The organism is Kitasatospora sp. NPDC088548 (genome assembly GCF_044753005.1).
Classification (GTDB): Bacteria; Actinomycetota; Actinomycetes; order Streptomycetales; family Streptomycetaceae; genus Kitasatospora.
Window position 1 is genome coordinate 14,723 of sequence record NZ_JBIVMI010000045.1, and the last position, 25,186, is coordinate 39,908.

The 25,186-nt window shown below is 73.9% G+C and carries 18 protein-coding genes; 14 read left to right on the top strand and 4 right to left on the bottom strand.

Translation table 11 applies throughout. The features are described 5' to 3' along the window. Positions 1-26: 26 nt before the first annotated feature. On the bottom strand, positions 27-2,030 hold the full coding sequence (locus tag ACIP82_RS35795) for a glycoside hydrolase family 15 protein (protein WP_400659669.1): 2,004 nt from the start codon (positions 2,028-2,030) through the stop codon (positions 27-29). A 723-nt stretch (positions 2,031-2,753) separates the two neighbouring features. On the opposite strand from ACIP82_RS35795, the gene ACIP82_RS35800 reads away from it, so the two are divergent. From ACIP82_RS35800 to ACIP82_RS35845, 10 genes are all read left to right on the top strand, one after another. After that, positions 2,754-4,430, top strand: coding sequence for a CTP synthase (locus ACIP82_RS35800; protein WP_400659672.1), 1,677 nt, complete (start codon positions 2,754-2,756; stop codon positions 4,428-4,430). A 115-nt stretch (positions 4,431-4,545) separates the two neighbouring features. Further along, on the top strand, positions 4,546-5,193 hold the full coding sequence (locus tag ACIP82_RS35805) for an NUDIX domain-containing protein (RefSeq protein ID WP_400659675.1): 648 nt from the start codon (positions 4,546-4,548) through the stop codon (positions 5,191-5,193). A gap of 164 nt (positions 5,194-5,357) precedes the next feature. Continuing rightward, positions 5,358-7,556, top strand: coding sequence for an AAA family ATPase (locus ACIP82_RS35810; RefSeq protein ID WP_400659677.1), 2,199 nt, complete (start codon positions 5,358-5,360; stop codon positions 7,554-7,556). A gap of 260 nt (positions 7,557-7,816) precedes the next feature. Next, positions 7,817-8,932: an alanine dehydrogenase gene (gene ald / locus ACIP82_RS35815; protein WP_363613313.1), complete on the top strand. Its 1,116-nt coding sequence runs from the start codon at positions 7,817-7,819 to the stop codon at positions 8,930-8,932. Positions 8,933-9,414: 482 nt separating this feature from the next. Beyond that, positions 9,415-10,482: a ParA family protein gene (locus ACIP82_RS35820; protein ID WP_400659699.1), complete on the top strand. Its 1,068-nt coding sequence runs from the start codon at positions 9,415-9,417 to the stop codon at positions 10,480-10,482. Beyond that, on the top strand, positions 10,479-11,081 hold the full coding sequence (locus tag ACIP82_RS35825; protein WP_363613317.1) for a hypothetical protein: 603 nt from the start codon (positions 10,479-10,481) through the stop codon (positions 11,079-11,081). The genes ACIP82_RS35820 and ACIP82_RS35825 overlap by 4 nt, the downstream gene beginning before the upstream one ends. A 158-nt stretch (positions 11,082-11,239) precedes the next feature. Continuing rightward, positions 11,240-12,121, top strand: coding sequence for a segregation/condensation protein A (locus ACIP82_RS35830; RefSeq protein ID WP_363613319.1), 882 nt, complete (start codon positions 11,240-11,242; stop codon positions 12,119-12,121). 326 nt (positions 12,122-12,447) lie between these two features. Further along, a complete protein-coding gene (gene scpB / locus ACIP82_RS35835; RefSeq protein WP_363613345.1) occupies positions 12,448-13,113 on the top strand; it encodes an SMC-Scp complex subunit ScpB in 666 nt (221 codons plus the stop codon). Beyond that, on the top strand, positions 13,113-14,516 hold the full coding sequence (locus ACIP82_RS35840; protein ID WP_400659681.1) for a pseudouridine synthase: 1,404 nt from the start codon (positions 13,113-13,115) through the stop codon (positions 14,514-14,516). Before scpB ends, ACIP82_RS35840 begins: the two co-directional genes overlap by 1 nt. Before the next feature lie 217 nt (positions 14,517-14,733). Continuing rightward, positions 14,734-15,717, top strand: coding sequence for a helix-turn-helix domain-containing protein (locus ACIP82_RS35845; RefSeq protein WP_363613323.1), 984 nt, complete (start codon positions 14,734-14,736; stop codon positions 15,715-15,717). Positions 15,718-15,749: 32 nt separating this feature from the next. On the opposite strand, the gene ACIP82_RS35850 is transcribed toward ACIP82_RS35845, so the two are convergent. The 3 genes from ACIP82_RS35850 to ACIP82_RS35860 are packed head-to-tail and all read right to left on the bottom strand — an operon-like array spanning position 15,750 to position 19,983. Then, positions 15,750-16,112: a DUF952 domain-containing protein gene (locus ACIP82_RS35850; protein WP_363613325.1), complete on the bottom strand. Its 363-nt coding sequence runs from the start codon at positions 16,110-16,112 to the stop codon at positions 15,750-15,752. 49 nt (positions 16,113-16,161) lie between these two features. Next, positions 16,162-17,733: a mucoidy inhibitor MuiA family protein gene (locus ACIP82_RS35855; protein WP_400659683.1), complete on the bottom strand. Its 1,572-nt coding sequence runs from the start codon at positions 17,731-17,733 to the stop codon at positions 16,162-16,164. A gap of 3 nt (positions 17,734-17,736) precedes the next feature. Beyond that, entirely contained in the window at positions 17,737-19,983 is a 2,247-nt protein-coding gene (locus ACIP82_RS35860) for a DUF4139 domain-containing protein (protein WP_400659686.1), read from the bottom strand. 242 nt (positions 19,984-20,225) lie between these two features. Here ACIP82_RS35860 and ACIP82_RS35865 point away from each other — a divergent pair, with 242 nt between their 5' ends. From ACIP82_RS35865 to der, 4 genes are all read left to right on the top strand, one after another. Further along, a complete protein-coding gene (locus tag ACIP82_RS35865) occupies positions 20,226-21,311 on the top strand; it encodes a prephenate dehydrogenase (RefSeq protein ID WP_400659689.1) in 1,086 nt (361 codons plus the stop codon). 71 nt (positions 21,312-21,382) lie between these two features. After that, positions 21,383-22,495: a DUF4419 domain-containing protein gene (locus ACIP82_RS35870; protein ID WP_400659692.1), complete on the top strand. Its 1,113-nt coding sequence runs from the start codon at positions 21,383-21,385 to the stop codon at positions 22,493-22,495. Positions 22,496-22,637: 142 nt separating this feature from the next. Further along, complete coding sequence (gene cmk, locus ACIP82_RS35875; protein ID WP_363613335.1) at positions 22,638-23,351, top strand: (d)CMP kinase; 714 nt, start codon at positions 22,638-22,640, stop codon at positions 23,349-23,351. A gap of 179 nt (positions 23,352-23,530) precedes the next feature. Further along, the gene (der, locus tag ACIP82_RS35880) at positions 23,531-24,985 is read left to right on the top strand and encodes a ribosome biogenesis GTPase Der (RefSeq protein ID WP_400659694.1); all 1,455 of its coding nucleotides are present in this window, start codon (positions 23,531-23,533) and stop codon (positions 24,983-24,985) included. The last annotated feature ends 201 nt before the right edge of the window (positions 24,986-25,186 follow it).

Consider the following 25,186-nt stretch of genomic DNA (forward strand, 5'->3'; position numbering starts at 1 on the left):
CGGGCCCTGCCCGGACCGGCCCAGGCTCAGACGGTGGCCTGTTCGGTGCGGTCGGCCGCCCGGCCGTCCGGCTGGGCGGACAGGTAGGCACCGCCGCAGGCCGTCAGCCGCAGCGCGGTGTCGATCAGCGGGACGTGGCTGAACGCCTGCGGGAAGTTGCCGACCTGGCGCTTCTCGCGCGGGTCCCACTCCTCGGCGAGCAGGCCCAGGTCGTTGCGGAGCGACAGCAGCCTGTCGAACAGCTCCCGTGCCTCCTGCACCCGGCCGATCATGGCGAGGTCGTCGGCCAGCCAGAACGAGCAGGCCAGGAAGGCGCCCTCGTGGCCGGAGAGGCCGTCCACGTTCTCGGCGTGGTCACCGCTCGAATCGTCGTGCGTCGGGTAACGGAGCACGAAGCCGTCCTCGGTGGACAGTTCGCGCTGGATGGCCTCGATGGTGCCGATGACCCGCTTGTCGTCCGGCGGGAGGAAGCCGACCTGGGGGATCAGCAGCAGCGAGGCATCCAGCTCCTGGCCGCCGTAGTACTGGGTGAAGGTGTTGCGCTCCGCGTCGTAGCCCTTCTCGCAGACGTCCCGGTGGATGGTCTCGCGCAGCTCGCGCCAGCGCTCCAGGTGGCCGTCGGAGGGCGCGTCCTCGGGGGTCTGTTCCAGCAGCTTGATGGTGCGGTCGACGGCGACCCAGGCCATCACCTTGGAGTGGACGAAGTGGCGGCGCGGGCCGCGCACCTCCCAGATGCCCTCGTCCGGCTCCTGCCAGTGGTCCTCCAGGTACTCGATCAGCCGCAGCTGGAGGTGGTGGGCGTGGTCGTTGCGGACCAGGCCGGTCATGTGGGCGAGGTGCAGGGCCTCGACGACCTCGCCGTAGACGTCGAGCTGGAGCTGGCCGGCCGCGCCGTTGCCGACCCGGACGGGCTGGGAGCCCTCGTAGCCGGGCAGCCAGTCCAGCGAGGACTCGGTCAGCTCGCGCTCGCCGGCGATGCCGTACATGATCTGCAGGTTCTCCGGGTCCCCGGCGACGGCGCGCAGCAGCCACTCGCGCCAGGCCTTGGCCTCGTCCCGGTAGCCGGTGCGCAGCAGTGAGGAGAGGGTGATGGCGGCGTCGCGCAGCCAGGTGTAGCGGTAGTCCCAGTTGCGCTCGCCCCCGATGTCCTCGGGCAGTGAGGTGGTGGGGGCGGCGACGATGCCACCGGTCGGGGCGTAGGTGAGGCCCTTGAGGGTGATCAGCGAGCGGATCACGGCCTCGCGGTAGGGGCCCTGGTAGGTGCACTGGCCGGCCCACTCGTGCCAGAAGTCGGTGGTGGCGTCGAGCATCTCCTCGGCGTCCGGGGCCTTCGGGGCCTCCAGGTGGGAGGCCTGCCAGGTGAGCGCGAAGGCGATCCGCTCACCGGCGGTGACGGTGAAGTCGGCGTAGGTGGTGAGGTCGCGGCCGTAGGTCTCGGCCTCGCCGTCCAGCCACACCGAGTCGGGGCCGGCCACGGCGACGGTGCGGTGGCCGCCGTCGGCCTGCTCGACCCGGTGCACCCAGGGCACGATCCGGCCGTAGCTGAACCGCATCCGCAGCGCCGAGCGCATCCGGACGGTGCCGGAGACGCCCTCGACGATCCGGATCATCTGGGGGACGGAGTCGCGGCCGGCCAGCGGGCGCGGCGGCATGAAGTCGATCACCCGGACGGTGCCGCCCTGGGAGTCCCACTCCTGCTCCAGGACGAGCGAGTCGCCCCGGTAGCGGCGCCGGTCGGCGGGGACGGCCGGCGCGGCGGCGGTGGCCGGGGGCATCCGTAGTCCGCCGGTGCCGGCGAAGCGGACGGGCGGGACGGCCGGTGCGGCGGCCGGGGCGGGTAGGTCGACGGCCATCACCTCGGCCGGCCCGATCCGCCAGAAGCCGTGTTCATCGGTGCCGAGCAGGCCGGCGAACACGGCCGGCGAGTCGAAACGGGGCAGGCAGAGCCAGTCCACTGCTCCGTCCCTGCTGACCAGGGCGGCGGTCTGCATGTCCCCGATGAGTGCGTAGTCCTCGATACGGCCGGCCACGTGGATCTCCAGTTCGCAATGTGGTCACGACGCATCGGCGATCCGAGGAGAGCGAGCGGTCTGCGGGGCCGGGTGGTCACCCCGGGACGTCCGGCCCGCCGGGGGGTGGTGGCGGGCCTTGCTGGAGTGTCCGCGCGGGGCTCGGTCGAGTCCCTGGGTGGGTGGAAGAAGCTGGATTACGGGGAGGTCCGGTCGCGCATCGGGGACCGAGAGGTGTCCTGACCCTCCCACGCCCTCCGCGTGCTCTTGCTGTCGGCGATGCGTCCGTGCAGCTTACGACGGACGAAAGGGGCGAAGCACGCGGACGCCGCCTCGTGTGGCGCCACAATTCGGCGGAAATGCCGTGCATCGCGGTGGCTCGGCACAGGATGGCTCGGAAGGATCACCTCCGGATGACCCGTCCGGAGGGGCCCTGATGGCCCGGGAGAGAGCCCCGGAGTGGCCCGCTTCGGCCGGTGGTGCGACCGGTGTGAAAAGTGCGCCGGGTGGTGCGCCGGTGGTACGCCGCAGGTGCGCTCCCCGGGCGACCCGGGCGGGCCGGAACGCGTCCCGGCCGGGTCACTGTTACCCTGGTATCCCGTGGACCGGTGGGATCAAACGCCCCGGACCAGCCGAACCGACGACCCTCCGAGTGCCGTGCACCACACCGCACTCCCGTCGGCAGGCGACCCGCGAGCCTCCCGCCCACGTCACCTTCGACACGCGACCCACGGGAGCCCCCTCTTGGCACAGCCCCATTCCGGCAAGGCATCGAACGGCCGCGCCGTGACGACCAAGCACCTCTTCGTCACCGGGGGTGTCGCCTCTTCTCTCGGCAAGGGCCTCACCGCCTCCAGCCTGGGCGCACTGCTCAAGGCCCGCGGCCTGCGCGTGACGATGCAGAAGCTCGACCCCTACCTCAACGTGGACCCGGGCACCATGAACCCGTTCCAGCACGGTGAGGTGTTCGTCACCGACGACGGGGCCGAGACCGACCTGGACATCGGTCACTACGAGCGCTTCCTGGACACCAACCTGCACGGCTCGGCGAACGTCACCACCGGCCAGGTGTACTCGACCGTCATCGCCAAGGAGCGCCGCGGCGAGTACCTGGGCGACACCGTCCAGGTCATCCCGCACATCACCAACGAGATCAAGTCCCGGATCCGCCGGATGGCGACCGAGGACGTCGACGTGGTGATCACCGAGGTCGGCGGCACCGTCGGCGACATCGAGTCGCTGCCGTTCCTGGAGGCGGTCCGCCAGGTCCGCCACGAGGTCGGCCGGGACAACGTCTTCTTCGTGCACGTCTCCCTGCTGCCCTACATCGGCCCCTCCGGCGAGCTGAAGACCAAGCCGACCCAGCACTCGGTGGCCGCGCTGCGCAACATCGGCATCCAGCCGGACGCCATCGTGCTGCGCGCCGACCGCGAGGTCCCGCAGGCCATCAAGCGCAAGATCTCGCTGATGTGCGACGTGGACGAGGAGGCCGTGGTCGCGGCCATCGACGCCAAGTCGATCTACGACATTCCCAAGGTGCTGCACGGCGAGGGCCTGGACGCGTACGTGGTGCGCCGTCTCGACCTGCCGTTCCGCGACGTGGACTGGACCACCTGGGACGACCTGCTGCGCCGCGTGCACGAGCCGCAGCACATCGTGAAGGTCGCCCTGGTCGGCAAGTACATCGACCTGCCGGACGCCTACCTGTCGGTGACCGAGGCGCTGCGCGCCGGCGGTTTCGCCAACAACGCGCGGGTCGAGATCAAGTGGGTGACCTCGGACGACTGCACCACGCCCGAGGGCGCGCAGGAGCACCTCGGCGATGTGGACGCGATCTGCATCCCCGGCGGCTTCGGCGACCGCGGCGTGGACGGCAAGGTCTCCGCGATCACCTACGCCCGGGAGAACCGGATCCCGCTGCTCGGCCTCTGCCTCGGTCTGCAGTGCGTGGTCATCGAGGCCGCCCGCAACCTGGCCGGCCTGCCCGAGGCCAACTCCACCGAGTTCGACGCGGCCGCCAAGTACCCGGTCATCTCCACCATGGCCGAGCAGCTGGCGATCGTCGACGGCAAGGGCGACCTGGGCGGCACCATGCGTCTGGGCCTGTACCCGGCCAAGCTCGCGGAGGGCTCGATCGTCCGTGAGGTGTACGGCGGCGAGCAGTACGTCGAGGAGCGTCACCGCCACCGCTACGAGGTCAACAACGCCTACCGCGCGGACCTGGAGAAGACCGGCCTGGTCTTCTCGGGCCTCTCGCCCAAGGGCGACCTGGTCGAGTACGTCGAGTACCCGCGCGAGGTGCACCCCTACCTGGTGGCCACCCAGGCCCACCCGGAGCTGAAGTCCCGCCCGACCCGCCCGCACCCGCTCTTCGCGGGGCTGGTGAAGGCCGCCATCGAGATCAAGACGGCCGCGAAGTAGCGCACGCGCAGTAGCGCAGTAGTTCCGAGGTGTTTCACCGGACGGCGGCCCCGCGATTCCTGCGGGGCCGCCGTTCGGCGTTAGATTGTGTCGTACTGACGAAAAGGGGAGACCGATGGACGACCAGCAGCAGCCGCGGATCCGCGATGTGGCCGAGGAGTGGGAGGTCCGGGCCAGCGGGACGCCGTTCCAGGGCCGGGTCACCGGGGTGCGCACCGACGAGGTCCGGATGCCCGACGGCAACTGGGCCCGCCGCGACTACCAGACCCACCCCGGCTCGGTCTCCGTCCTCGCCCTGGACGACCGGCAGCGGGTGCTGATCCTGCGCCAGTACCGCCACCCCGTCCGCCAGCGCCTCTGGGAGCTGCCGGCCGGCCTGCTCGACGTCCCCGGCGAGAACCCGCTGCACGCCGCGCAGCGGGAGCTGTACGAGGAGGCGCACTGCGCGGCCGGCAGCTGGCGGGTGCTGGTCGACTTCTACACCTCGCCCGGCGGCACCGACGAGGCGGTGCGGCTCTTCCTGGCCACCGACCTCTCCGAGGCCGAGGGCAAGCGCTACGAGGCGCACGGGGAGGAGCTGGAGATCGAGGTCGCCCGGGTGCCGGTCGCCGAGCTGATCCGGCTGATCCAGGCCGGCGAGCTGCACAACCCCACGCTGATCACCGGCACCCTCGCCGTGCACGCCGCGCTCACCGGCCCCGGCGGGCTGGACACGCTGCGCCCGGCCGACTCGCCGTGGCCGGCCCGGCCGTTCCGGGCATGAGCGGACGGCTTTCGCACGCCCAGTTGATCCGCCGGGGTGATTTACCGGTTCGTACGACCGGATGGCACCTCAGCTGAGCCGGACGCTCGAACTACGCTTCGCAGACAGGGCGCCCGTCCCGGGCCGCCTTCGCTGAGCGCTGGGTGACGTCGGGAGTGGCACGGGTGGCGAGGAAGACGGCGACGATGGACGCGGGGCCCGGCGCGCCCGCCGAGGGGGCCCCCTCGCTGCACCGGCTGCCCGCCGGGCCCGCGCTGTTCGTCGGCCGGCGGGCCGAACTGGCCGCGCTGCGGGCCGCCGCCGCCCGCCCGGCGGAGGGCCGCAGCACCGTCCTGGTGCTGGCCGGCCGCCCCGGCTCCGGCCGTACCACCCTGGCCGTCCGGTTCGCCGTCACCGTCGCCGCCGACTACCCCGACGGCGTGCTGTTCGCCCGGCTGTCCGCGCCCGACGGCGGCCGGGTGCCGCCCGCCCGGGCCGCCCGGCGGCTGCTGGAGCAGCTGGGCGCGGACGTCGCCGCCGTCCCGCTGCCCGGCGCCGCCGCGGACGGCCGGGACGAACCGGCCTGTGTCGCGCTGCGCGAGGCGCTGGCCGGGCGGCGGGTCCTGCTGCTGCTGGACGACGTGCGGGACGCCGGACAGCTGTGGCCGCTGCTCGCCGACGAGCCCGGCTGCCTGGTCCTCGCCACCACGGCGGGACCGCTCACCGGCATCGAGGACATCGACCCGGTGATCCTCGGCGGCCTCGACCGGCAGGCCTCCGGCGAGCTGCTCGGCGACCTGGTCGGCGGCACCCGGATCGGCTGCGACCCGGTCGGCGGGGTCGATCTCGCCGAGACCTGTGGCTCCCGGCCGGCCGCGCTGCGGCTGATGGCCGGATGGCTGCGGGGCAACCCCGAGGCGGCCGTCACGGACGCGGCGCAGGAGCTGGCCAGGGTGGTGGGGGAGGAGGACCCGAAGGCGGACCGGTCGGCGGACCGGCAGCCGGACGCGCGGTCGGATCCGCGGTCCGAGGTGGAGCCGGAGAAGAAGACGGAGCAGCGGCCCGAGCGGGCCGGGCGGTCGGTGACCGGGGTCAAGAGCGGCCGACGGGCAGCGGCCGACGGGCGGGCCGGCCGGGGAAGGCGGACGGAGGCCAGGGGCGGCGGGAGCGGTGGCGGTCACGGTGCCGGGCAGGCCGTGGGGAGCTCCGCCGGGAAGACGGCCGCGCCGGAGACCGCCGCGCCGCCCGCAGCGGCCCCGGCGGCCGGCCCGGCGGACTGGGTGAAGCCGGGCCCGGAGCCCGCCGAGCCCGTTCCCGTCCCCGACAACGACCCGCTGATCGGCGCGTTCACCCTGCTGTACGCGACGCTGCCGGCCGCCCAGGCGCGGCTCCTGCGCGCGCTCACCCTCGCGCCCGCCCAGACCGCCGACCTGCGGACCGCCTCCGCCCTGGTGGGCTGCCCGGCTCCGGAGGCGGCCGCGATGCTGGCCGCGCTGGCCGAGCTGGAACTGCTCGGCGAGGAGCCGCCCGCCGCCGACGGAACCCCCCGCTACCGGGTGCCCGGCCGGCTCCACCCCCGGCTGGTCCGGCTGCGCGAGCGGGAGGACCGGCCCGCCGAGATCGAGCTGGCCCGGGCCCGGCTGCTGGAGCGGCTCGTCCGGCTCACCGACTCCGCCCGCGCGCTGCTCGACCCGGCCGGCGGTCCCGGCCCCGACCCGCTGCCCGGCCCGTTGCGGCTGCGCTCCGCCGACCACGCCCGGCAGTGGCTGCTCGGCGAGCGGGACCAACTGCTCGGTGCCGTCGCCGACGCGATCGGCCAGGGCGACCTGGACGGCTCGGCCGGCCGGCTGGTCACCGCCCTGCTGCGGGCCCTGCCGCTGACCGAAGGCGCCGCGCCCGCCGACCTCTACCAGCTGCACGAACTGGTGCTGACGGTGGCCGAGCGGCACGGCAAGGCCCGGCGGGCGGCCGCCGCGCTGCTCAACCTGGGCGACCTGCAGGCCGCGGCCGGCTGCTGGGAGCGGGCCGTCACCCATTACCGGGCCGCCCTGGAGCACGCCAGGGCGGCCGATGACGAGGCCGCCTGCGCCCGGGCCCTGGAGGGCGCGGCCGGCTGTCACCGGGCGCTCGGCGACGCGGTGCGGGCGGCGGACTGGTACGGCCGGGCGCTCGGCCTGCGGCAGTCGATGGGGGACCAGCCCGCCGAGGCCAGACTGCTCGCCCGGGTGGCCGAGGCACACACCGCGCAGCGCCGTTTCGAGGAGGCCGAGCGGGAGTACCGGGCCTCGCTCGTGGTGCTGCGCAGGCTGGGCGACGAGCGCGGCCGGGCGGCCGTCGGTGCCGCCCTGGCGGACCTGCGGGAACGCTTCGACAGCGGGTGGTAGCCGGAGCTTCGGGAGTATTGTCGAATATGCCTGGTTGAGGTGCATTTGGCGGGAAGATCACTGGGGAAGCCTACGAACCTGCCAATGTGTCCGGCAGATTTATTCACTTTGGAAGGCTGACACGCCGCCTGGGCTTCATTACACTCGAACTCAGCGCGCAGAAGTCTGTGCCCCGGTGTCGTCCGGCGGCTTCCCCCTATGCGCGTCGCCCGCCGGTCTTCTCCGGTAGGGACCCCCATGGCAAGAGGACGTGTTTAGCCGTGAAGGTCGGCATCCCCCGCGAGGTCAAGAACCACGAGTACCGCGTGGCCATCACGCCCGCCGGCGTGCATGAGCTGGTCCGCAACGGACACGAGGTCTACGTCGAGGACAACGCCGGTGTCGGCTCCTCGATCCCCAACGAGGAGTACGTGGCCGCCGGTGCCACCATCCTCCCCACCGCCGACGAGGTGTGGGCCACCGCCGACCTGCTGCTGAAGGTCAAGGAGCCCATCGCCGAGGAGTACCACCGTCTGCGCAAGGGCCAGACCGTCTTCACGTACCTGCACCTGGCGGCCGACCGCGCCGGTACCGACGCGCTGATCGCCTCCGGCACCACCGCCATCGCGTACGAGACCGTGCAGCTCGCCAACGGCGCCCTGCCGCTGCTCGCCCCGATGTCCGAGGTCGCGGGCCGGCTGGCCCCGCAGGTCGGCTCGTACCACCTGATGCGCCCGGCCGGCGGCCGCGGCGTGCTGCCCGGCGGCGTGCCCGGCACCCACCCGGCGAAGGCCGTCGTCATCGGCGGTGGCGTCTCCGGCTGGCACGCGGCCACCATCGCCATCGGCATGGGCTACGAGGTGACCCTGCTCGACCGCGACATCAACAAGCTGCGCGAGGCCGACAAGGTCTTCGGCACCAAGATCAAGGCCATCGCCTCCAACGCCTTCGAGCTGGAGAAGGCCGTGCTGGAGGCCGACCTGGTGATCGGCGCCGTGCTGATCCCGGGCGCCAAGGCCCCGAAGCTCGTCACCAACGAGCTGGTCTCCCGCATGAAGCCGGGCTCCGTGCTCGTCGACATCGCCATCGACCAGGGCGGCTGCTTCGAGGACTCGCACGCCACCACGCACGCCGACCCGACCTTCAAGGTCCACAACTCGGTCTTCTACTGCGTGGCGAACATGCCGGGCGCCGTCCCGAACACCTCCACCTACGCGCTGACCAACGCCACGCTGCCCTACATCGTGGAGCTGGCCAACCGTGGCTGGAAGGAGGCGCTGCGCCGTGACCCGGCCCTGGCCAAGGGTCTGAACGTGCACGAGGGCCAGATCACCTTCGGCGCCGTCGCCGAGGCCTTCGGCCTGGAGTCCGTCTCCCTGGAGACCGTGCTCGCCTGATCGTCTCACCCCGGCCCGGGGCGGTGCGTGCCCTCGTCGGCGCCCCGCTCCGGACCGGGCCGCCCCCGCGGGGCGGCCCGTTGGCCCCCGACCCGCTCCCCTCGGGCCGGGGGCTTCGCCGTGCCCGCGAACGGACGGTGGCCCGGGTGGGTCGCTCTGTCGTCAATTTCTGTGGGTCACGTCACCCGCCCCCGGAAACGTTAGAGTCAGGGGCCCGCCCATCCCTTGACAGAGGGTTGCCCGATAGTCGACACATCCGGCCCACTACCGTGGATTGTGTTGCTGCGAACGCCTTGAACGGCCTAGAGTCGCAAACCGTCGGCATGCTGCCACGCTGACGAATCGACATAGAGTCCTGGATGCCCAAGGAGGTAAGACGACTTGTGAATGAGTCGACATTTGCTCCCGGGGGTGGTCAGCCAGGACTGGCGGAGCACGCCGCCGGACTGCCGAGTGAGGAGCCCGGGGCCCGGCAGGCCACCGTGGGCTCGGCCGAGGTCGGCTCGGTCGCTCTCCGTACTTTCGAAGCACGCCAGACCACAGCACAGGTGACCACGGTGACCGACTACGACGCCGATCTGCCGGCCCACGGCCTGGCCTACGGCGAGTTCGCCTACGGCGCCTACGACGACCCGGACGCCGAGTACGAGCCGGACCCGGAGTACGCCGCCACGCTGGCCCCCGACGCCGCGCGCCAGCGCCGCGAGCGGGTCGGCCCGACCGGCCGGCCGCTGCCGTACTTCCCGATCCCCGCGCCGGTCGCCGAGCACGGCCCCGCGCAGATCATCGCGATGTGCAACCAGAAGGGCGGCGTCGGCAAGACCACGTCGACCATCAACCTGGGCGCCGCGCTGGCCGAGTACGGCCGCCGGGTGCTGCTCGTCGACTTCGACCCGCAGGGCGCGCTCTCGGTCGGCCTCGGCGTCAACCCGATGGAGCTCGACGTCACCGTCTACAACCTGCTCATGGAGCGCGGGCTGACGGCCGATGAGGTGCTGCTCAAGACGGCCGTGCCGGGCATGGACCTGCTGCCGTCCAACATCGACCTCTCCGCCGCCGAGGTGCAGCTGGTCAGCGAGGTGGCCCGGGAGTCCGCGCTGGCGCGCGCCCTGAAGCCGCTGCTGCCCGACTACGACTACGTCATCATCGACTGCCAGCCCTCGCTGGGCCTGTTGACGGTGAATGCGCTGACGGCCGCTCACAGCGTGATCGTCCCGCTGGAGTGCGAGTTCTTCGCCCTGCGCGGTGTCGCGCTGCTCACCGAGACCATCGAGAAGGTCTGCGAGCGGCTCAACCCCGAGCTGCGCCTGGACGGCATCCTGGCCACCATGTACGACTCGCGCACCGTGCACAGCCGTGAGGTGCTGGCGCGGGTCGTCGAGGCGTTCGGCGACCACGTCTTCCACACCGTCATCGGGCGGACCGTGCGCTTCCCGGAGACCACCGTCGCCGGCGAGCCGATCACGACGTACGCGACCAACTCGGTCGGTGCCGCCGCCTACCGCCAGCTCGCCAGGGAGGTGCTCGACCGGTGCCGCCCCGCCGAGTGAGTCTCCCGGGTGCCGACGAGCTGTTCCGGACCACCGGCGGGATGGCGCTGTCGCCGTCCCTCGCGCCGCGTCCGGCCGCCGAGGCGCCCAGACCGGAGACCGCGCGGGCCGTCAACGGTACGGACGGTGCCGAGGGCGCCGAGGGCACCGGCGAGGCCGGGCAGCCGCACGAGTACCAGCAGCAGCCGGCCGCGGCCGGAAACCGGGCCGGGACCGCCGGGCCGGGGGCCGTGGTGCCGGCGCCTTCGCAGCCGGCCGGTGCGCAGACCGCGCCGGGCGGCCGGACCGCCGCCGCTCCGGCGCAGCGCCAGCACACCGGTGCCGCCGAGGAGCAGGCCGGGACCGCCGGGCGCTCCCGGGCACGCGGCCGTGCCCCGCGCCGCCCCACCGGGCGGGAACGGCACGACGAGAAGATCACCGTGTACGTGTCCGCGGAGGAGCTCATGGATCTTGAGCACACCCGTCTGGTCCTGCGCGGCGAGCACGGCCTGGCCGTGGACCGCGGCCGGATCGTCCGGGAGGCCATCGCGGTGGTGCTGGCGGACCTGGAGCAGCGCGGTGAGGCCAGCATCCTGGTACGGCGGCTGCGCGGCCGCTGAGCGGCGTCCGAGGGGCGTCCGGGGGGTGCCGGACGGCGCGCCGGGCGGGACCGAGCGGCGCGGGCCCGGGCCGGCCGGGCGCGTCCTGTGCATCGCGCGCGGCGTGTCGGCGGCACCGGCGGGGGGCGGGCGGCCCGGCCGGGTGAAGATGGACCGTCATGCCGAGCACCGCCGAACCGCCCGCCGCCGCTGGGACCTCCGTCGCCGTGGGGACCGCCGCCGCCGATGAGCCGCAGGGCGGCTTCCGGGTGCGGCTGGAGAACTTCGAAGGCCCCTTCGACCTGCTGCTGAGCCTGATCACCAAGCACCGGCTGGACGTCACCGAGGTGGCGCTGGCCACCGTCACCGACGAGTTCATGACGCACATCCGCGCCATGGGCCCGGACTGGGACCTGGACGCCGCGACCGAGTTCCTGGTGGTCGCCGCCACCCTGCTCGACCTCAAGGCCGCCCGGCTGCTGCCCGCCGCCGAGGTCGAGGACGAGGAGGACCTCGCCCTGCTGGAGGCCCGCGACCTGCTCTTCGCCCGCCTGCTGCAGTACCGGGCGTACAAGCGGGCGGCGGCCGTGTTCGGCGAGCGCTGGGCGGCCGAACTGCTCCGACACCCCAGGACCGCCGGCCTGGAGCCCCGGCACGCGGCGCTGCTGCCCGAGGTGGTGATCACCATCGGCACCGAGCGGTTCGCGCAACTGGCGGCCAGGGCGATGACGCCCAGGCCCGAGCCGGTGGTCTACGTGGACCACATCCACACCCCGCCGGTCAGCGTGCGCGAGCAGGCGGGGCTGGTGGCCGGGCTGCTCGGCGAACTCGGGGAGGCGTCGTTCCAGCAGCTGGTCGCGGACGCGCCGGACACCCTGGTGGTGGTCGCCCGTTTCCTGGCGCTGCTGGAGCTGTACCGGGAGCGGGTGCTCGCCTTCGAGCAGCCGGAGGCGCTGGGCGAGCTGCTGGTGCGGTGGGTGGCCGAGGCGGACCGGGGCGAGGTCGAGGTGACGGACGAGTTCGACCGGCCGGCGGGCGAGCGGAAGGAGGACGGGCGCTGATGGACGGCGGTCTGGAGAGCGGGGGCGTGGAGAACGGGGGCCCGGAGGCCGGCGTTCAGGAGGCCGGGGCTTCGGAAGGGGGCGGGCGGCCGGCGCGGCGGCCGCTCGGCCTGCCGGGGCGGCCGCGGGCCGAGGAGTGGCTGGAACCGGCCCCGCTGCCGGTGGTGCCCGGGCCCTCGGCCGCCCCGGCCGTCGGACCCGGGGTACGCACACCGGAGGCGGCGGGCCGGGTCGTGCACCAGAAGTCGGCCCCGCCGACTTTCTGTGACGGCGGTGACGGTCGTGACGGCGGCGGCACGGGGGAGGGTTTCGGACTCAAGGCCGAGCTGGAGGCGATCCTGATGGTCGTGGACGAGCCGACCGGGGAGGCCCACCTGGCGTCCGTCCTGGAACGGCCCCGGGCCGAGGTGGCGGCGGTGCTGCGCGAGCTGGCGGCCGAATACACCGCCCAGGGCCGGGGCTTCGACCTGCGCCTGGTGGCCGGCGGCTGGCGGTTCTACACCCGGGCCGAGTGCGCGCCCGCCGTGGACCGCTTCGTCCTGGACGGCCGGCAGGCCCGGCTGACCCAGGCCGCGCTGGAGACTCTGGCGGTCGTCGCCTACCGTCAGCCGGTGTCCAGATCGCGGGTCTCCGCCGTCCGCGGTGTGAACTGTGACGGCGTGATGCGTACCCTGGTACAGCGAGGACTGGTGGAAGAGGCCGGATCCGAGCCCGAAACAGGTGCGATCCTGTATCGGACGACGAACTACTTCCTGGAACGGATGGGGCTCCGCGGCCTGGACGAGCTGCCGGAGCTCGCTCCCTTCCTGCCCGAGGTCGACGACGTGGAAGCGGAGTCCCTGGAGGGCACGATGATCGCGGAGGCGGTCGCCGCCGCGCAGGCCGCGGACGGCAGAGGCGAGGCCGATCGGGCTGCGCCTGATCGGCAGGGGGCGGTGAGGTCGGCCGAAACGACCGCACATCCCAGACGGAACGACGTACGGACACTTTGATGCGTAGCAGTGGCAACGGCAGGAACAGCAGTGGCGGCGGAAGCGGCCGCGGCGGACAGGGCGGGGGCCGGGGCGGCGGCTCCCACGGGGGCGGCTCCGGCCGCGGCGGCTCGGGCTCGTACGGCGGTGGTTCGGGCTCCTCGCGGGGTGGCTCGGGTTCGTACGGCGGTGGCTCGGGCTCCTCGCGGGGCGGATCGGGTTCGTACGGCGGTGGTTCGGGCTCCTCGCGGGGTGGCTCGGGTTCGTACGGCGGTGGTTCGGGCTCCTCGCGGGGCGGCTCCGGCTCGTACGGTGGCGGCTCGCGGGGTGGCTCGGGTTCGTACGGCGGCGGCTCCGGTTCGCGCGGTGGCTCCGGCTCGTACGGGCGGGACGACCGGCGCGACAGCCGTCGGGACGACCGGCGCGACGACCGCCGGTACCCCGACCGCCCGCTGCGGCCCGAGGAGCGGCGCTACGACCGCCCCGAGTACGGCGGCGGCCCCAACGCCACCCCCGCGCGCGGCGGTTTCACCGGGCGACGCCCCGGCCCGGCCCCGCGCCCGCGCCGCGAGGGCCAGGGTGCCCCGGGCGACCCGCGCCGCCAGCCCCAGCGCTCCCGCGAGCTCCAGGCCAAGATCGAGGACGCCGTCCTCGCCCGGCACGACAAGCCGGCCGTGAAGCTGCCCAAGACCTTCGGCGAGCCCGAGGGCGAGCGGCTGCAGAAGGTGCTGGCCCGGGCCGGCATCGGCAGCCGTCGGGCCTGTGAGGAGCTGATCGAGCAGGGCCGGGTCGAGGTCAACGGCAAGCTCGTGACCGAGCAGGGCAAGCGGGTCGACCCGCAGAAGGACGAGATCAAGGTGGACGGCCTGACCGTCGCCACCCAGTCCTACCTGTTCTTCGCGCTCAACAAGCCGGCCGGCGTGGTCTCCACCATGGAGGACCCGGACGGCCGCCAGTGCCTCGGCGACTACGTGACCAACCGGGAGACCCGCCTCTTCCACGTCGGCCGCCTGGACACCGAGACCGAGGGCATCATCCTGCTCACCAACCACGGCGAGCTGGCCCACCGCCTCACCCACCCCCGGTACGGCGTGACCAAGACCTACCTGGCCGCCATCCAGGGCCCGATCCCGCGTGACCTGGGCAAGCAGCTCGCCCAGGGCGTCGAGCTGGAGGACGGCTTCGCCCGCGCCGACAGCTTCAAGGTGATCTCCAACGTCGGCAAGAACTACCTGGTCGAGGTGACCCTGCACGAGGGTCGCAAGCACATCGTCCGCCGGATGCTGGCCGAGGTCGGCTTCCCGGTCGAGAAGCTGGTGCGCACCCACTTCGGCCCGATCGCGCTGGGCGACCAGAAGTCGGGCTGGCTGCGCCGGCTGACCAACCCCGAGGTCGGCCAGCTGATGCACGAGGTCGGCCTGTAGGGCCACCCGCCCGCCGGATCGTGAGGGTCCCCCGCCACTCGGCGGGGGGCCCTCACGCCGTTCGGCGGGGTCCCGCTGTGAACCCGGCCGCACCGCCGGTCACCGCCTTGTCAGCGTGATGATCCGTGGCCGAGGATTGCCACCTGACCACGACCCGCCGAGTGGCGGGACTGCGCCATCCGCGGCGCGGGTGCGAGGCGAACGGGGGAGCGGCGTCGTGTCCGATGCACCACTCAGCGCACTGGGACTGGCCGCGCCGGACGGACAGGTCTACGCGGCGCTGGTGGCCAATCCGCAGTCGACGGCGGAGGACCTGGCCGGCGCCTGCGGCCTGACGCTCCAGCAGAGCGTCCGCGCACTGGACCGGCTGGCGCAGCAGGGCATGGCGACCCGGGCACCGGTGGACCGCCACCGCTTCCTGCCGGTGGCCCCCGACGTCGCGATAGGCACCCTGATCGGCCACCGCGAGTCCGAACTGCGCCACGCCCGGGCCGAGATGCACCGTCTGATGGACGCCTTCCGGGAGGCCTCGCGCTACACCGACCCGGCGCACTCGGTCGAGGTGCTGACCGGTGGCGAGGCGATCGCGCAGCGGCTGGAGCACATCACGGAGACCAGCCAGTACCAGGTCCGCGGCTTCGACTGCCCCCCGTACATCCAGGACCCGGTGGCCGGCATCCCGTTGCAGCGCCAGCGGATGACCGAGGGGCTGCGGTTCCGGACGATCTACGACCGGGAGGCGGTGGCCTGGCCGGGCCGGCTGGAGAAGAACATCCTGGCCGGTGTCGCGGACGGCGAGGAGGCGAGGGTCCGGCCGGTCCTGCCGATGAAGATGGTCATCTCGGACGACCGGATGGCGATCATCCCGATCAGCGTCGGCGACAGCGTCCTCGACGCCGCCTATGTGATCCACCCCTCCGCGCTGCTCCAGGCGCTGGACACGCTCTTCGAGGCGGAGTGGGAGCGTGCGGTGCAGCTCCAGGCGGCGATCGGCGCCGACGAGGGGGCGCTGGAGCCGGAGGCCGACCACCGCAAGCTGCTCGGCCTGTTGGCGGCCGGCCTCACCGACGAGTCGATCGCCCGCTCGCTCGGCTGGAGCGCCCGGACCACCCAGCGCCGGCTGCAGAGCCTGATGCGCGCGCTGGGCGCCACCACCCGCTTCCAGGCGGGCATGGCGGCCCGGGAGCGGGGCTGGCTGTAGGGCGCGTCCAGGCGGGACCGGGGCGGCGGGGCTCAGCTCCAGGGGGTGAGGCTCTCCCAGCGGCCGTCCGGGCCGCGTTCGACCTTCTCCAGGCCGACCACGGCGGTCCGGTTCAGCCGTCCGTAGATGTGCGGGAACAACACGCCGGGGGTGGCCCCTGGCGGCGGTGCGCCGTGCGGGGCCTCCCACCTGACCATCGGTTCCACCAGCGACTCCTCGATCAGCAGCACCATCAGCGGACCGGGGGTGTCGGCGAAGAAGGCGTTGGCCACCGCGAGTGCCGTCTGCTCGTCCGCCGAGCAGTGGATGAACCCGTCGGTGAGCAGCGAGGCGGTGGCGTACGGCCGGCCGGGGTCGGTCAGCCAGTCGTCCAGGGGGGCGAGGTGCAGGATCATGTACCTGTTCTACCTGAACGCCCGTCACGGCGGGGGTTCGCGCGGGGTGTCACAGGCCCGCCACCCTGGCGGTCGCCGACACCTCGTACACCAGCGTGACCGTCCGCCGCGCGCCCGGGCCGAGCGGCAGGTCCCAGCGGACGATGCCGTCGGCGTCGAAGGCGTCCGGCGGGGGGGAGCAGTCCTCCTTGCGCAGCCGCACCTCCACCGCCGACACCTCGGAGACCGGCACCCGCTCGCGCACCGCGACCAGCTGTTCGTCGCGCTCCTCCGGCCCGGAGAAGCGTGAGATGTGCAGCCGTACCGTCCGGGTGGTCACCGAACGCTGGGAGAGGCCCGTGGTGGCCTGCCGCTCCTCGGTCTCGCGGACCACCCGGTAGCCGTCCGAACTGCCGAACGCCAGCTCGGCGTCGGCGCCCGCCGCCGTGAAGGGCAGCTCGCCCCGGCCGGTGAAGCCGCTGCCGCGGACCAGCTCCACCGGTCCGGCGAGCAGCGCGTGCCCGGCCGCGTTGCGGAACCGGACCACCTGGGTGACCAGCGGAGACAGCTCCGGCGCGCACGCGTACTCGCTGCTCGCCGGCACCGTGAAGCCGCTCAGCGGCACCCGGTGCGCCCGGCCGTCGGAGGGGACGGTGGCCGGTGCGGGCGCGCGCAGCACCCGGACCTCGCCGCCGTCGTCCACGCCCGGCACCGTCTCGGACGGGCCGAGGGCGCCGACCGCCTCCTCGCGCAGCTCGACCGCGACGGTGCGCCGCTCCTCGGCGCCGCGCTCGCGCAGCGTCAGCACGTCCTCGGCGAGCGCGGGCGGCTGGGTGGCCAGCGCGGAGCGGGCGGTGGAGAGGGTGAGCCGGACGCCCGTCCAGTCCTCGCCGGTGCGCTGCCAGACCACCGCCTCCGACTCCAGGTGCAGACCGCCGTCGGCCAGGGCGGCCCGGTAGGACGGCCGCCAGAGGGCGCACGGCACCAGGTGGCTGACGGTCAGCCGGACCGGGCCCGCGGCCCGCGCCTCGACGGTGAGTTCGAGGTGGGCGACCAGGTCGGCCGGCTCCTCCTCGGCCTCGTCGAGCGCGATCCGGGCCAGGGACCGCTCCTCCTCCAGCTCGCGCAGCCGGGAGCGGGTGGCGCGCAGTTCCTCGCCGTAGCGCTCGCGCTCGGCGTCCACCCGGTCCAGCTCGCGCGCCCAGCGGGCCCGCTCGACCTCGCCGGCGCCGGCGCCCTCGCCGATCTCGCGCAGCAGGTCCGCGCTGAGCTGGGCGAGCAGGGCCAGCCGGGCCTCCAGCCGGTCGTGCGACCGGTCCTCGTGGCGGGCCCGTTCGTCGAGCTCGTGGACGCGCCGGCGCAGCTCGGAGTCGCCCGGGCCCGGCGGCAGCGGGGCGTGCGGGGTCCAGGCACGCACGACGCGGGCGTCCAGCACCCGGGCGCCGCCACCGGCTCCGGTGGACCCGGCCGGTCCGGTGGCCTCGGCGCGCAGGGTGCGGTCGACCGTGAGCGCGGTGACCGGGCCGAGGCGCAGCCGCTGCACACCGGCGGCGAGTTCGACGGTGGCGGTGCGCTCGACCTGGCTGCGGTCCTCCAGACAGGTGACAGCGGTGACGGGGAGGGGGATCGTGCTGGTGCTCATCGTTCAGTTCCTCCGGTTTCCGCCGACGATGGCCTTTCCGGCCGGGATTCTGATCTGGTAGCCGCCGTCGAGCTCGGCCCGGCCGCCCGGCGGCAGCTCGACCCGCCAGAGCCGGGTGCTCGGCGGGCAGTCCGGCGAGGACACCGCCGGCGCGTGCCAGTCGGCCCGCTCCTCGATCCTGATCTCGGCGTCGGACGCGACCGGCACGCGCTCGCGGACCTCCACGGTGACGGTGTGGCCGAGCCGGTTCGCCAGCTCCACGTGCACCCGGTGGTCGAGCACGGTGCTGCTGTTCAGCATGCCCGTGGTGGACTCGCGCAGCTCGGTGCGGCGCGCCACCTCGATGCTCTCGGTGACGCCGGTGCCGAGCCGGCGCAGGCCGCCCGGCCCGAGGGTGGGCAGGGCGGCGGTGAGCAGGAACTCGTCGTCGACGGTGACCTCGACCGGACCGGCCAGGACGGCCCGGTCGGTCCGGTTCGCGATCACCAGCGTGCCGTACACCTTCTCCTCGACGGAGGGGACGGTGACGTACTCGGGGCGGACGCTCACCGGGATCTCGTCGATCGTGACGGTGTGCCAGGTGCCGTCGGACGGGATGTCGGCGGGCGCGGCGGCGTCGAAGCGGTGGTCGAAGGAGCTGGCCGAGACGCGGGGCGGTACGGCGTGGCGGGGGAGCGGGAGGGGCGGCAGGGCGGCGCCGGTCCGCTCGAACGAGGTTCTGGGGGCGGGCGGGCGGAGGATGCCACGGCGGGCGGCGGGTTCGTCGGGGCCGGCCAGGACGAGGGAGGGGTAGTCGAGGAGCGCGGCGTCGGGGGCGGGGGGTGCTTCGGGGGATCCGGGGGTGTCGGCGGTGCTGGTGCTGGTGGCGTTGGTGGATCCGGCGGCTTTGGCGGCGCCGGGGCCGGGGGCCGCGCCGCCCGCCCTGGCCCGGCGGGCGAGGACCGGCGCCGGGGCCGGGCCTCCCGGCTGGGGCAGGGGCGGCGGCGACGGGGGCGCGCCGTAGCCGGCGAAGCCCGGGGGCGGCGGGAGCGGCTCGTCGGCGGACAGGACGCCTCCGAAGCGGGGCCCGCCGGGAGCGGCCGGGGCGACGGGGGCGGCAGCGGCGACGGGGGCCGCGAGGAACGGGGGTGTGGCGGCCGCGACGGCGAGCGGGCCCCGTCGGCGCGGCTCGGGGCGCGGGCCCGGCGCGTCGTAGCCGGTGAACAGGTCGGCCAGGCCCGCCGGGGGCTCGCGCCAGCCGGAGGGCGGCGGGGCGGGCTGGCTGCGGCCGATCCGCAGCGAGCGCAGCCGGGGCAGGTCGGTGCGCCGTTCCAGGTCGGCGGTGGAGAGGGCGAGGCGCACGCCCGTCCAGTCCTCGCCGGTCTGCTGGGCCACCGAGGCGCGCAGGACCAGCCGTCCGGTGTCGGACCCCTGCCGGTACGACAGGCGGTAGGCGGGCACCCAGCGGGCGGCCGGGACGCCGTACTCCACCTCGATGTGGAGGTCGGTGGTGTTCGCGGTGGTGCTGTCGGCGGTGTCGGCGGGCGTTTCGTCGGGCGTGGCGGGGGTGGTGAGGGTGAGCAGGACGGTCGCGGAGGTCTCCACGGGCCGGGCCGGTTCGGCCGTCGAGGCACGCTCCAGCCGGTCGGTGAGCACCTCGGTGCGGTGCTCGGCGAGTTCGAGCTCCCGGGTGAGCGCCTCGGCCCGCCGGTGCAGCCCGGTCAGCCGCTCGTCGACGAAGTCGGCCAGCTCCAGCCAGGCGTCCGCCGGTGTCCGGCGATGCGGGTCGCCGTGCCGCCGCTGCGGTGGCACGGCGCGCAGCGAGGCCGTCTCGGCGATGGCGGTGAGGACCAGCCGGTGCCGCTCGCGGACGGCGCTCTCGCTCTCCCGGGCATCGTTCAACTCGCGTCGGAGATCAGGGAGTTCGGCGGTCGTGCGGAGCTCTGCGACCGGTTCGAGCCGGGCCTCGGTGACGGCGGTGCCCGGGGGAGCGTCGAGCACCCTGGCCCGCAGCGTACGGCCGTCGAGCACCCGGGGCAGTCCGGTCAGCCGAAGCCGCCCGCCCGGCGGCACGGCCACCCGGGCCCGACGGCGGCAGACCGCGCCGGCCGCGTAGACCACCACCGAGTCGAGCACGGACGGATGGGCCGGGACCGCCGGGCCCGGGTGGTGCCGTCCGTCGCCGGGCCCGTTGTCCTGTCCGGTGTCCGGTCCGTTGTCCCGCCCGTCGCCGTCGTACGGCTTGTCGTCCGTGCTGCGCCGATCGTCCACCCGCCAACCCCTTTGCTTCCGTTCGCGTCGCTCGCGCCGCGCCACCCTCGGGCGGCCAGTCTGCCCCGCCGTGGCACGGGCGGCTCCGGATTTCGCCGTGCGCGGCGTGTGGGAGGACGGGCCCGGCGGCGGGGTGGTTGCGGCGGCGACAAGTGGCCCGTGATGGCCGCAGGGCTCGTGGGGATGCGAGAGGATGGGGCAGCACGTCCAGGCCAGCCCCCCGTGAGGAGAGCCACCCCGCCATGCGCACTGCCGCCGTCGTCGGTACCGGACTCATCGGCACCTCCGCCGCGCTCGCCCTGACCGGCCGCGGGCTGACCGTCCATCTGGAGGACGCCGACCCGGACGCGGCCCGGACCGCCGCCTCGCTCGGCGCCGGCATCACCGAACCCGCCGACGGACCGGTGGACCTGGCGATCATCGCGGTCCCGCCCGCGCTGGTCGGCAGGGTGCTGGCCGACTGCCAGCGCCGGGGCCTGGCCCGCTGCTACACCGACGTCGCCAGCGTCAAGGCCGGCCCGCGGGCCGAGGTGGCCGCGCTCGGCCTCGACACCGTCCACTACATCGGCAGCCACCCGATGGCCGGCCGCGAGCGCTCCGGCCCGCTGGCCGCCCGCGCCGACCTGTTCGAGGGGCGGCCCTGGGTGCTGACCCCCACCGCCGACACCGACACCGAGACGCTCAACGCCGTCCTGGAACTGGTGGCGCTCTGCGGCGCGATGCCGATCGTGATGGACGCCGCCGCGCACGACCGCGCCGTCGCCCTGGTCTCGCACGCCCCGCAGCTGCTCTCCTCGCTGGTCGCCGCCCGGCTGGAGCACGCCGACGAGACGGCCATAAGGCTCTCCGGCCAGGGCGTCCGGGACGTCACCCGGATCGCCGCCTCCAACCCCGGGATGTGGATCGACATCCTCTCCGCCAACGCGGGCGCGGTCGCCGACATCCTGGAGGAGGTCGCCGTCGACCTCGGCGACACCGTCACCGCCCTGCGTGCCCTGGAGGCCGCCGAAGAGGGCGAGCGGCATGCGGGCGCGGCCGGCATCGAGGCTGTGATGCGCCGGGGCAACACCGGTCAGGCCCGCATCCCCGGCAAGCACGGTTCGCCGCCCACCCGCTACGAGACCGTCGCGGTGGTCCTCGGCGACCAGCCCGGCGAGCTGGGCCGCCTCTTCGGCGAGGTCGGCGCGGCCGGGGTCAACATCGAGGACGTCGACATCGAGCACTCCACCGGCCAGCAGGTCGGCTTCGTCCAGCTGTCGGTCGCCCCGGCGGCGGTGAAGCCGCTGACGGTCGCGCTGCGGGCCAGCGGGTGGAGCGTCCGGGACTGAGCGAGGCGCTTCGCCTCCGGGTGGTCGAGGGTCGGGGCGGCCGCGGGCCGAACGCCGGTGGGGGACGGGGAATGATCATCGATGTGCCGCTCGCCGAGGGCGAGCCGGGCGACGTACGCGAGCCGACCGCCGTCGGCAACGACGGGTTCCTGGCGGCGGTGGTGGGCGGCGGGTTCCGCATCCACCACCGGAGCACGGCGACGCTGCTGGACACCGCGCGCCCTCGGCACGACCCCGCCGAGGGCGAACCGAGCTGGAGCCTGCTGGTGCGGGCGGCCCATCTGGCGTTCGCCGGGCACCTGCCGCTCAGCCTGTCGCCGGACGTGCTCTGGTACGCCGTCGTCCACGAGATCGCCGTGCATCTGCGGCTCAACGCCGAGCAGTACGCCGGGCTGTTCACGAGGACGCCGGGCGAGCGGTCGACCATCACGGTCCGGGACGACAGCCTGTTCGGCCCCGACCCCGACTGGGCCCGTTCGATCCGCCTGGTCCGCGAACCGCTGGAGCAGGCGCTCGGGGCGGAGACCGTGGAGCTGTTCCAGCCGTCCTTCTCCACGACCACACCCGACGACGTGTCGGCCGCGCTGGTCGCGCTGATGGACGTGGTCAGCCCGTACTACGAGTTCCGCTGGGAATCGCTGTGCGGGATCCCGAGGATCCGGCTGGAGGGCACGGCGGAGGACTGGCGGCTGCTGGCGTCGCGGGTGGGCGAGCTGGAGCAGTGGTTCGACGGGCTGCGCCCGTGGTTCGCGGACCTGCGGCCGGTGCTGGACACCATCGCCCGGGCGGCGGCGGGCGAGGTGGACGAGGAGTTCTGGCGCTCGCTGTACACATGGGAGTCGATGTCCGGCGGGGACTTCGTCTCCGGCTGGATCACGGCGTTCTTCGCCCACACCCAGACGCCCGACGGGCCCCGGCCGAGGGAGACCTTCGGCTGGCACGGTCGGCAGGACCGTCGGCGACGCCGGCGCGGTCGGCCGGACGGCCGGCCGGATCGGCCGGTGAGGTTTCTGGAGAACGACTTCCCGTCGCACGTCTCCAAGGTCCCGTTCCAGTGGGAGCAGCCGGGCGGCATCCGTGCCATGGCCTTCGTGGCGGGGGTACTCGGGGTGGAGCGGGACGGGGAGTTCGTCCGGCCGAGGCTCGGGCATGCGGTGCTGGAGATCGACCGGGCCGGGGTCTGACGCGGCCGGACCGGGGTCTGGCGCCGGTCCATTAACCTTGAGGGAGACATTCCCAGGTTTCCGGTTCCCGGCTGCCGGTTTCCTTCCGGCTTCCGTCCCGTTGACATGCTTCAGGCTTCAGGCCTTAGAGAGAGGTTCGCCCGTGGACACTGCCGACCGAGCGCACGCCCCGGTCGTCGTCGCCATCGACGGACCCTCCGGCTCCGGCAAGTCGACCGTCTCGCGGGCGGTCGCCGCCAGGCTGGGCCTGAGCTTCCTGGACACCGGCGCCATGTACCGGGCGATGACCTGGTGGATGCTGGCCAACGGCGTCGACGTGGACGACCCGGAGGCCGTGGCCGTCGCCTGCGGCAAGCCGGTGATCGTCTCCGGCACGGACGCGGACGGCCCGACCATCACGGTCGACGGTCGGGACGTCTCCGGCCCGATCCGCGGTCCCGAGGTGACGGCGCAGGTCAGCGCGGTGTCCGCGGTGCCGGCGGTGCGCTCGCGACTGGTCGAGCTGCAGCGCGGCTGCGCCCGGGTCGCCGAGCGCGGCATAGTCACCGAGGGCCGGGACATGGGGACCGTGGTGTTCCCGGATGCCACCGTCAAGATCTTCCTGACCGCCTCGGAGACGGCCCGCGCCGAGCGGCGGGCGGCCGAGCTGCGGGCGAAGGGCGTGGACGAGGCGACCATCACCGCGATGGCCGCCGACCTGGCCCGCCGGGACGCGGCCGACTCCTCGCGGAAGACGGCCCCGCTGACCCAGGCCGCGGACGCGGTGCTGGTGGACACCAGTGAGCTCACCCTGGAACAGGTGATCGGCACGATCACCGCGCTGGTGGAGGAGCGGGCCGGGCTGTCCGCGGTCTGAGCAGGGCGTTGGAACGTCCCGGGCGTCGAGTCGTCCCGGAACATGGATCATCCGGGCGTTGGTTCGTCCGGCCGGTGCCGTGGTGGCACCTTCACTGAAGTACTCGCGCTGCCCCGATCGGGCAGGTACGCACGGCGCGCCCCTGGGAAGGGCCGGGCCGGGAAACGGAAAACACGAACATGACCGCAGAGCACTCCACCACCGGCCACGGTGAGCTGGACGCCGCCGAGTACGCCGAGTTCATGGCGCTCGCCGCCGAGGAGGGGTTCGACCCCGAGGACGTCGACGGCCTCGGTGACGCCGACCACGCGCCGCTGCCGGTGCTGGCCGTCGTCGGCCGCCCGAACGTCGGCAAGTCGACCCTGGTGAACCGCATCATCGGCCGCCGTGAGGCCGTCGTCGAGGACAAGCCGGGCGTCACCCGGGACCGCGTCAGCTACGAGGCCAGCTGGAACGGCCGCCGCTTCAAGGTCGTCGACACCGGCGGCTGGGAGATCGACGTCCTCGGGATCGACGCCATGGTGGCGGCGCAGGCCGAGCTGGGCATCGAGACCGCCGACGCGGTGCTGTTCGTCGTCGACGCCACCGTCGGTGCCACGGACACCGACGAGGCCCTGATCAAGATCATCCGCCGGGCCGGCAAGCCGACCGTGCTCTGCGCCAACAAGGTCGACGGCCAGTCCACCGAGGCCGAGGCCGCGTACCTCTGGTCGCTCGGTCTGGGCGAGCCGTACGCCGTCTCCGCCCTGCACGGCCGCGGCTCCGGCGACCTGCTCGACGCCGTCATGGCCGCCCTGCCCGAGGCCCCGCCGCAGACCTTCGGCGACGCCGTGCTCGGCGGCCCGCGCCGGGTCGCGCTGATCGGCCGCCCCAACGTGGGCAAGTCCAGCCTGCTCAACAAGGTCGCCGGCGAGGAGCGGGTGGTCGTCAACGAGCTGGCCGGCACCACCCGTGACCCGGTCGACGAGATGATCGAACTCGGCGGCAAGACCTGGAAGTTCGTCGACACGGCCGGTATCCGCCGCCGCGTCCACCTGACCGCCGGCGCCGACTTCTACGCCTCGCTGCGCACCTCCGCCGCGCTGGAGAAGGCCGAGGTCGCGGTCGTCCTGGTCGACGCCAGCGAGACCCTGGCCGAGCAGGACACCCGGATCATCTCGATGGCCGTCGAAGCCGGTCGCGCCGTCGTGATCGCCTACAACAAGTGGGACCAGCTGGACGAGGAGCGCCGCTACTACCTGGAGCGCGAGATCGAGCGCGACCTCGTCCAGGTGCAGTGGGCCCCCCGGGTCAACGTCTCGGCCAAGACCGGCCGGCACATGGAGAAGCTCGTCCCGGCGATCGAGACCGCGCTGGCGGGCTGGGAGACCCGTATCCCGACGGCCCGGCTGAACGCCTTCCTCGGCGAGCTGGTCGCCGCGCACCCGCACCCGATCCGGGGCGGCAAGCAGCCGCGCATCCTGTTCGGCACCCAGGCGGGCACCCGTCCGCCGCGCTTCGTCCTGTTCGCCTCGGGCTTCCTGGAGGCCGGGTACCGCCGGTTCGTCGAGCGCCGGCTGCGTGAGGAGTTCGGCTTCGTCGGGACGCCGATCTCGATCTCGGTCCGGGTGCGGGAGAAGCGCAAGCGCAAGTAGTAAGCAGTCGGTCCGGCCGTGGCTACGGGTACGGCGACGGACGCGGCGCGGTGCGTACCGGTGTGTGTCGGTGCGCGTCGGAGCCGGTGAGGGCCCCGTCACTTCGGCTTGGGTTCAAGGGGTCGTCGCAACACCACTTGGTTTTAGGTGGTGAGTAGATCACGTAGACGCTCGGCTGGGGTATTCCAGCCGAGCGTCTTG

Bases quoted from the DNA above. Each gene is read 5' to 3' on its own strand.
- ACIP82_RS35865 (WP_400659689.1), top strand. From the start codon at position 20,226: ATGCGCACTGCCGCCGTCGTCGGTACCGGACTCATCGGCACCTCCGCC.
- ACIP82_RS35830 (WP_363613319.1), top strand. From the start codon at position 11,240: ATGCCGAGCACCGCCGAACCGCCCGCCGCCGCTGGGACCTCCGTCGCC.
- ACIP82_RS35855 (WP_400659683.1), bottom strand. From the start codon at position 17,733: ATGAGCACCAGCACGATCCCCCTCCCCGTCACCGCTGTCACCTGTCTG.
- ACIP82_RS35805 (WP_400659675.1), top strand. From the start codon at position 4,546: ATGGACGACCAGCAGCAGCCGCGGATCCGCGATGTGGCCGAGGAGTGG.
- ACIP82_RS35840 (WP_400659681.1), top strand. From the start codon at position 13,113: ATGCGTAGCAGTGGCAACGGCAGGAACAGCAGTGGCGGCGGAAGCGGC.
- ACIP82_RS35870 (WP_400659692.1), top strand. From the start codon at position 21,383: ATGATCATCGATGTGCCGCTCGCCGAGGGCGAGCCGGGCGACGTACGC.
- ACIP82_RS35850 (WP_363613325.1), bottom strand. From the start codon at position 16,112: ATGATCCTGCACCTCGCCCCCCTGGACGACTGGCTGACCGACCCCGGC.
- der (WP_400659694.1), top strand. From the start codon at position 23,531: ATGACCGCAGAGCACTCCACCACCGGCCACGGTGAGCTGGACGCCGCC.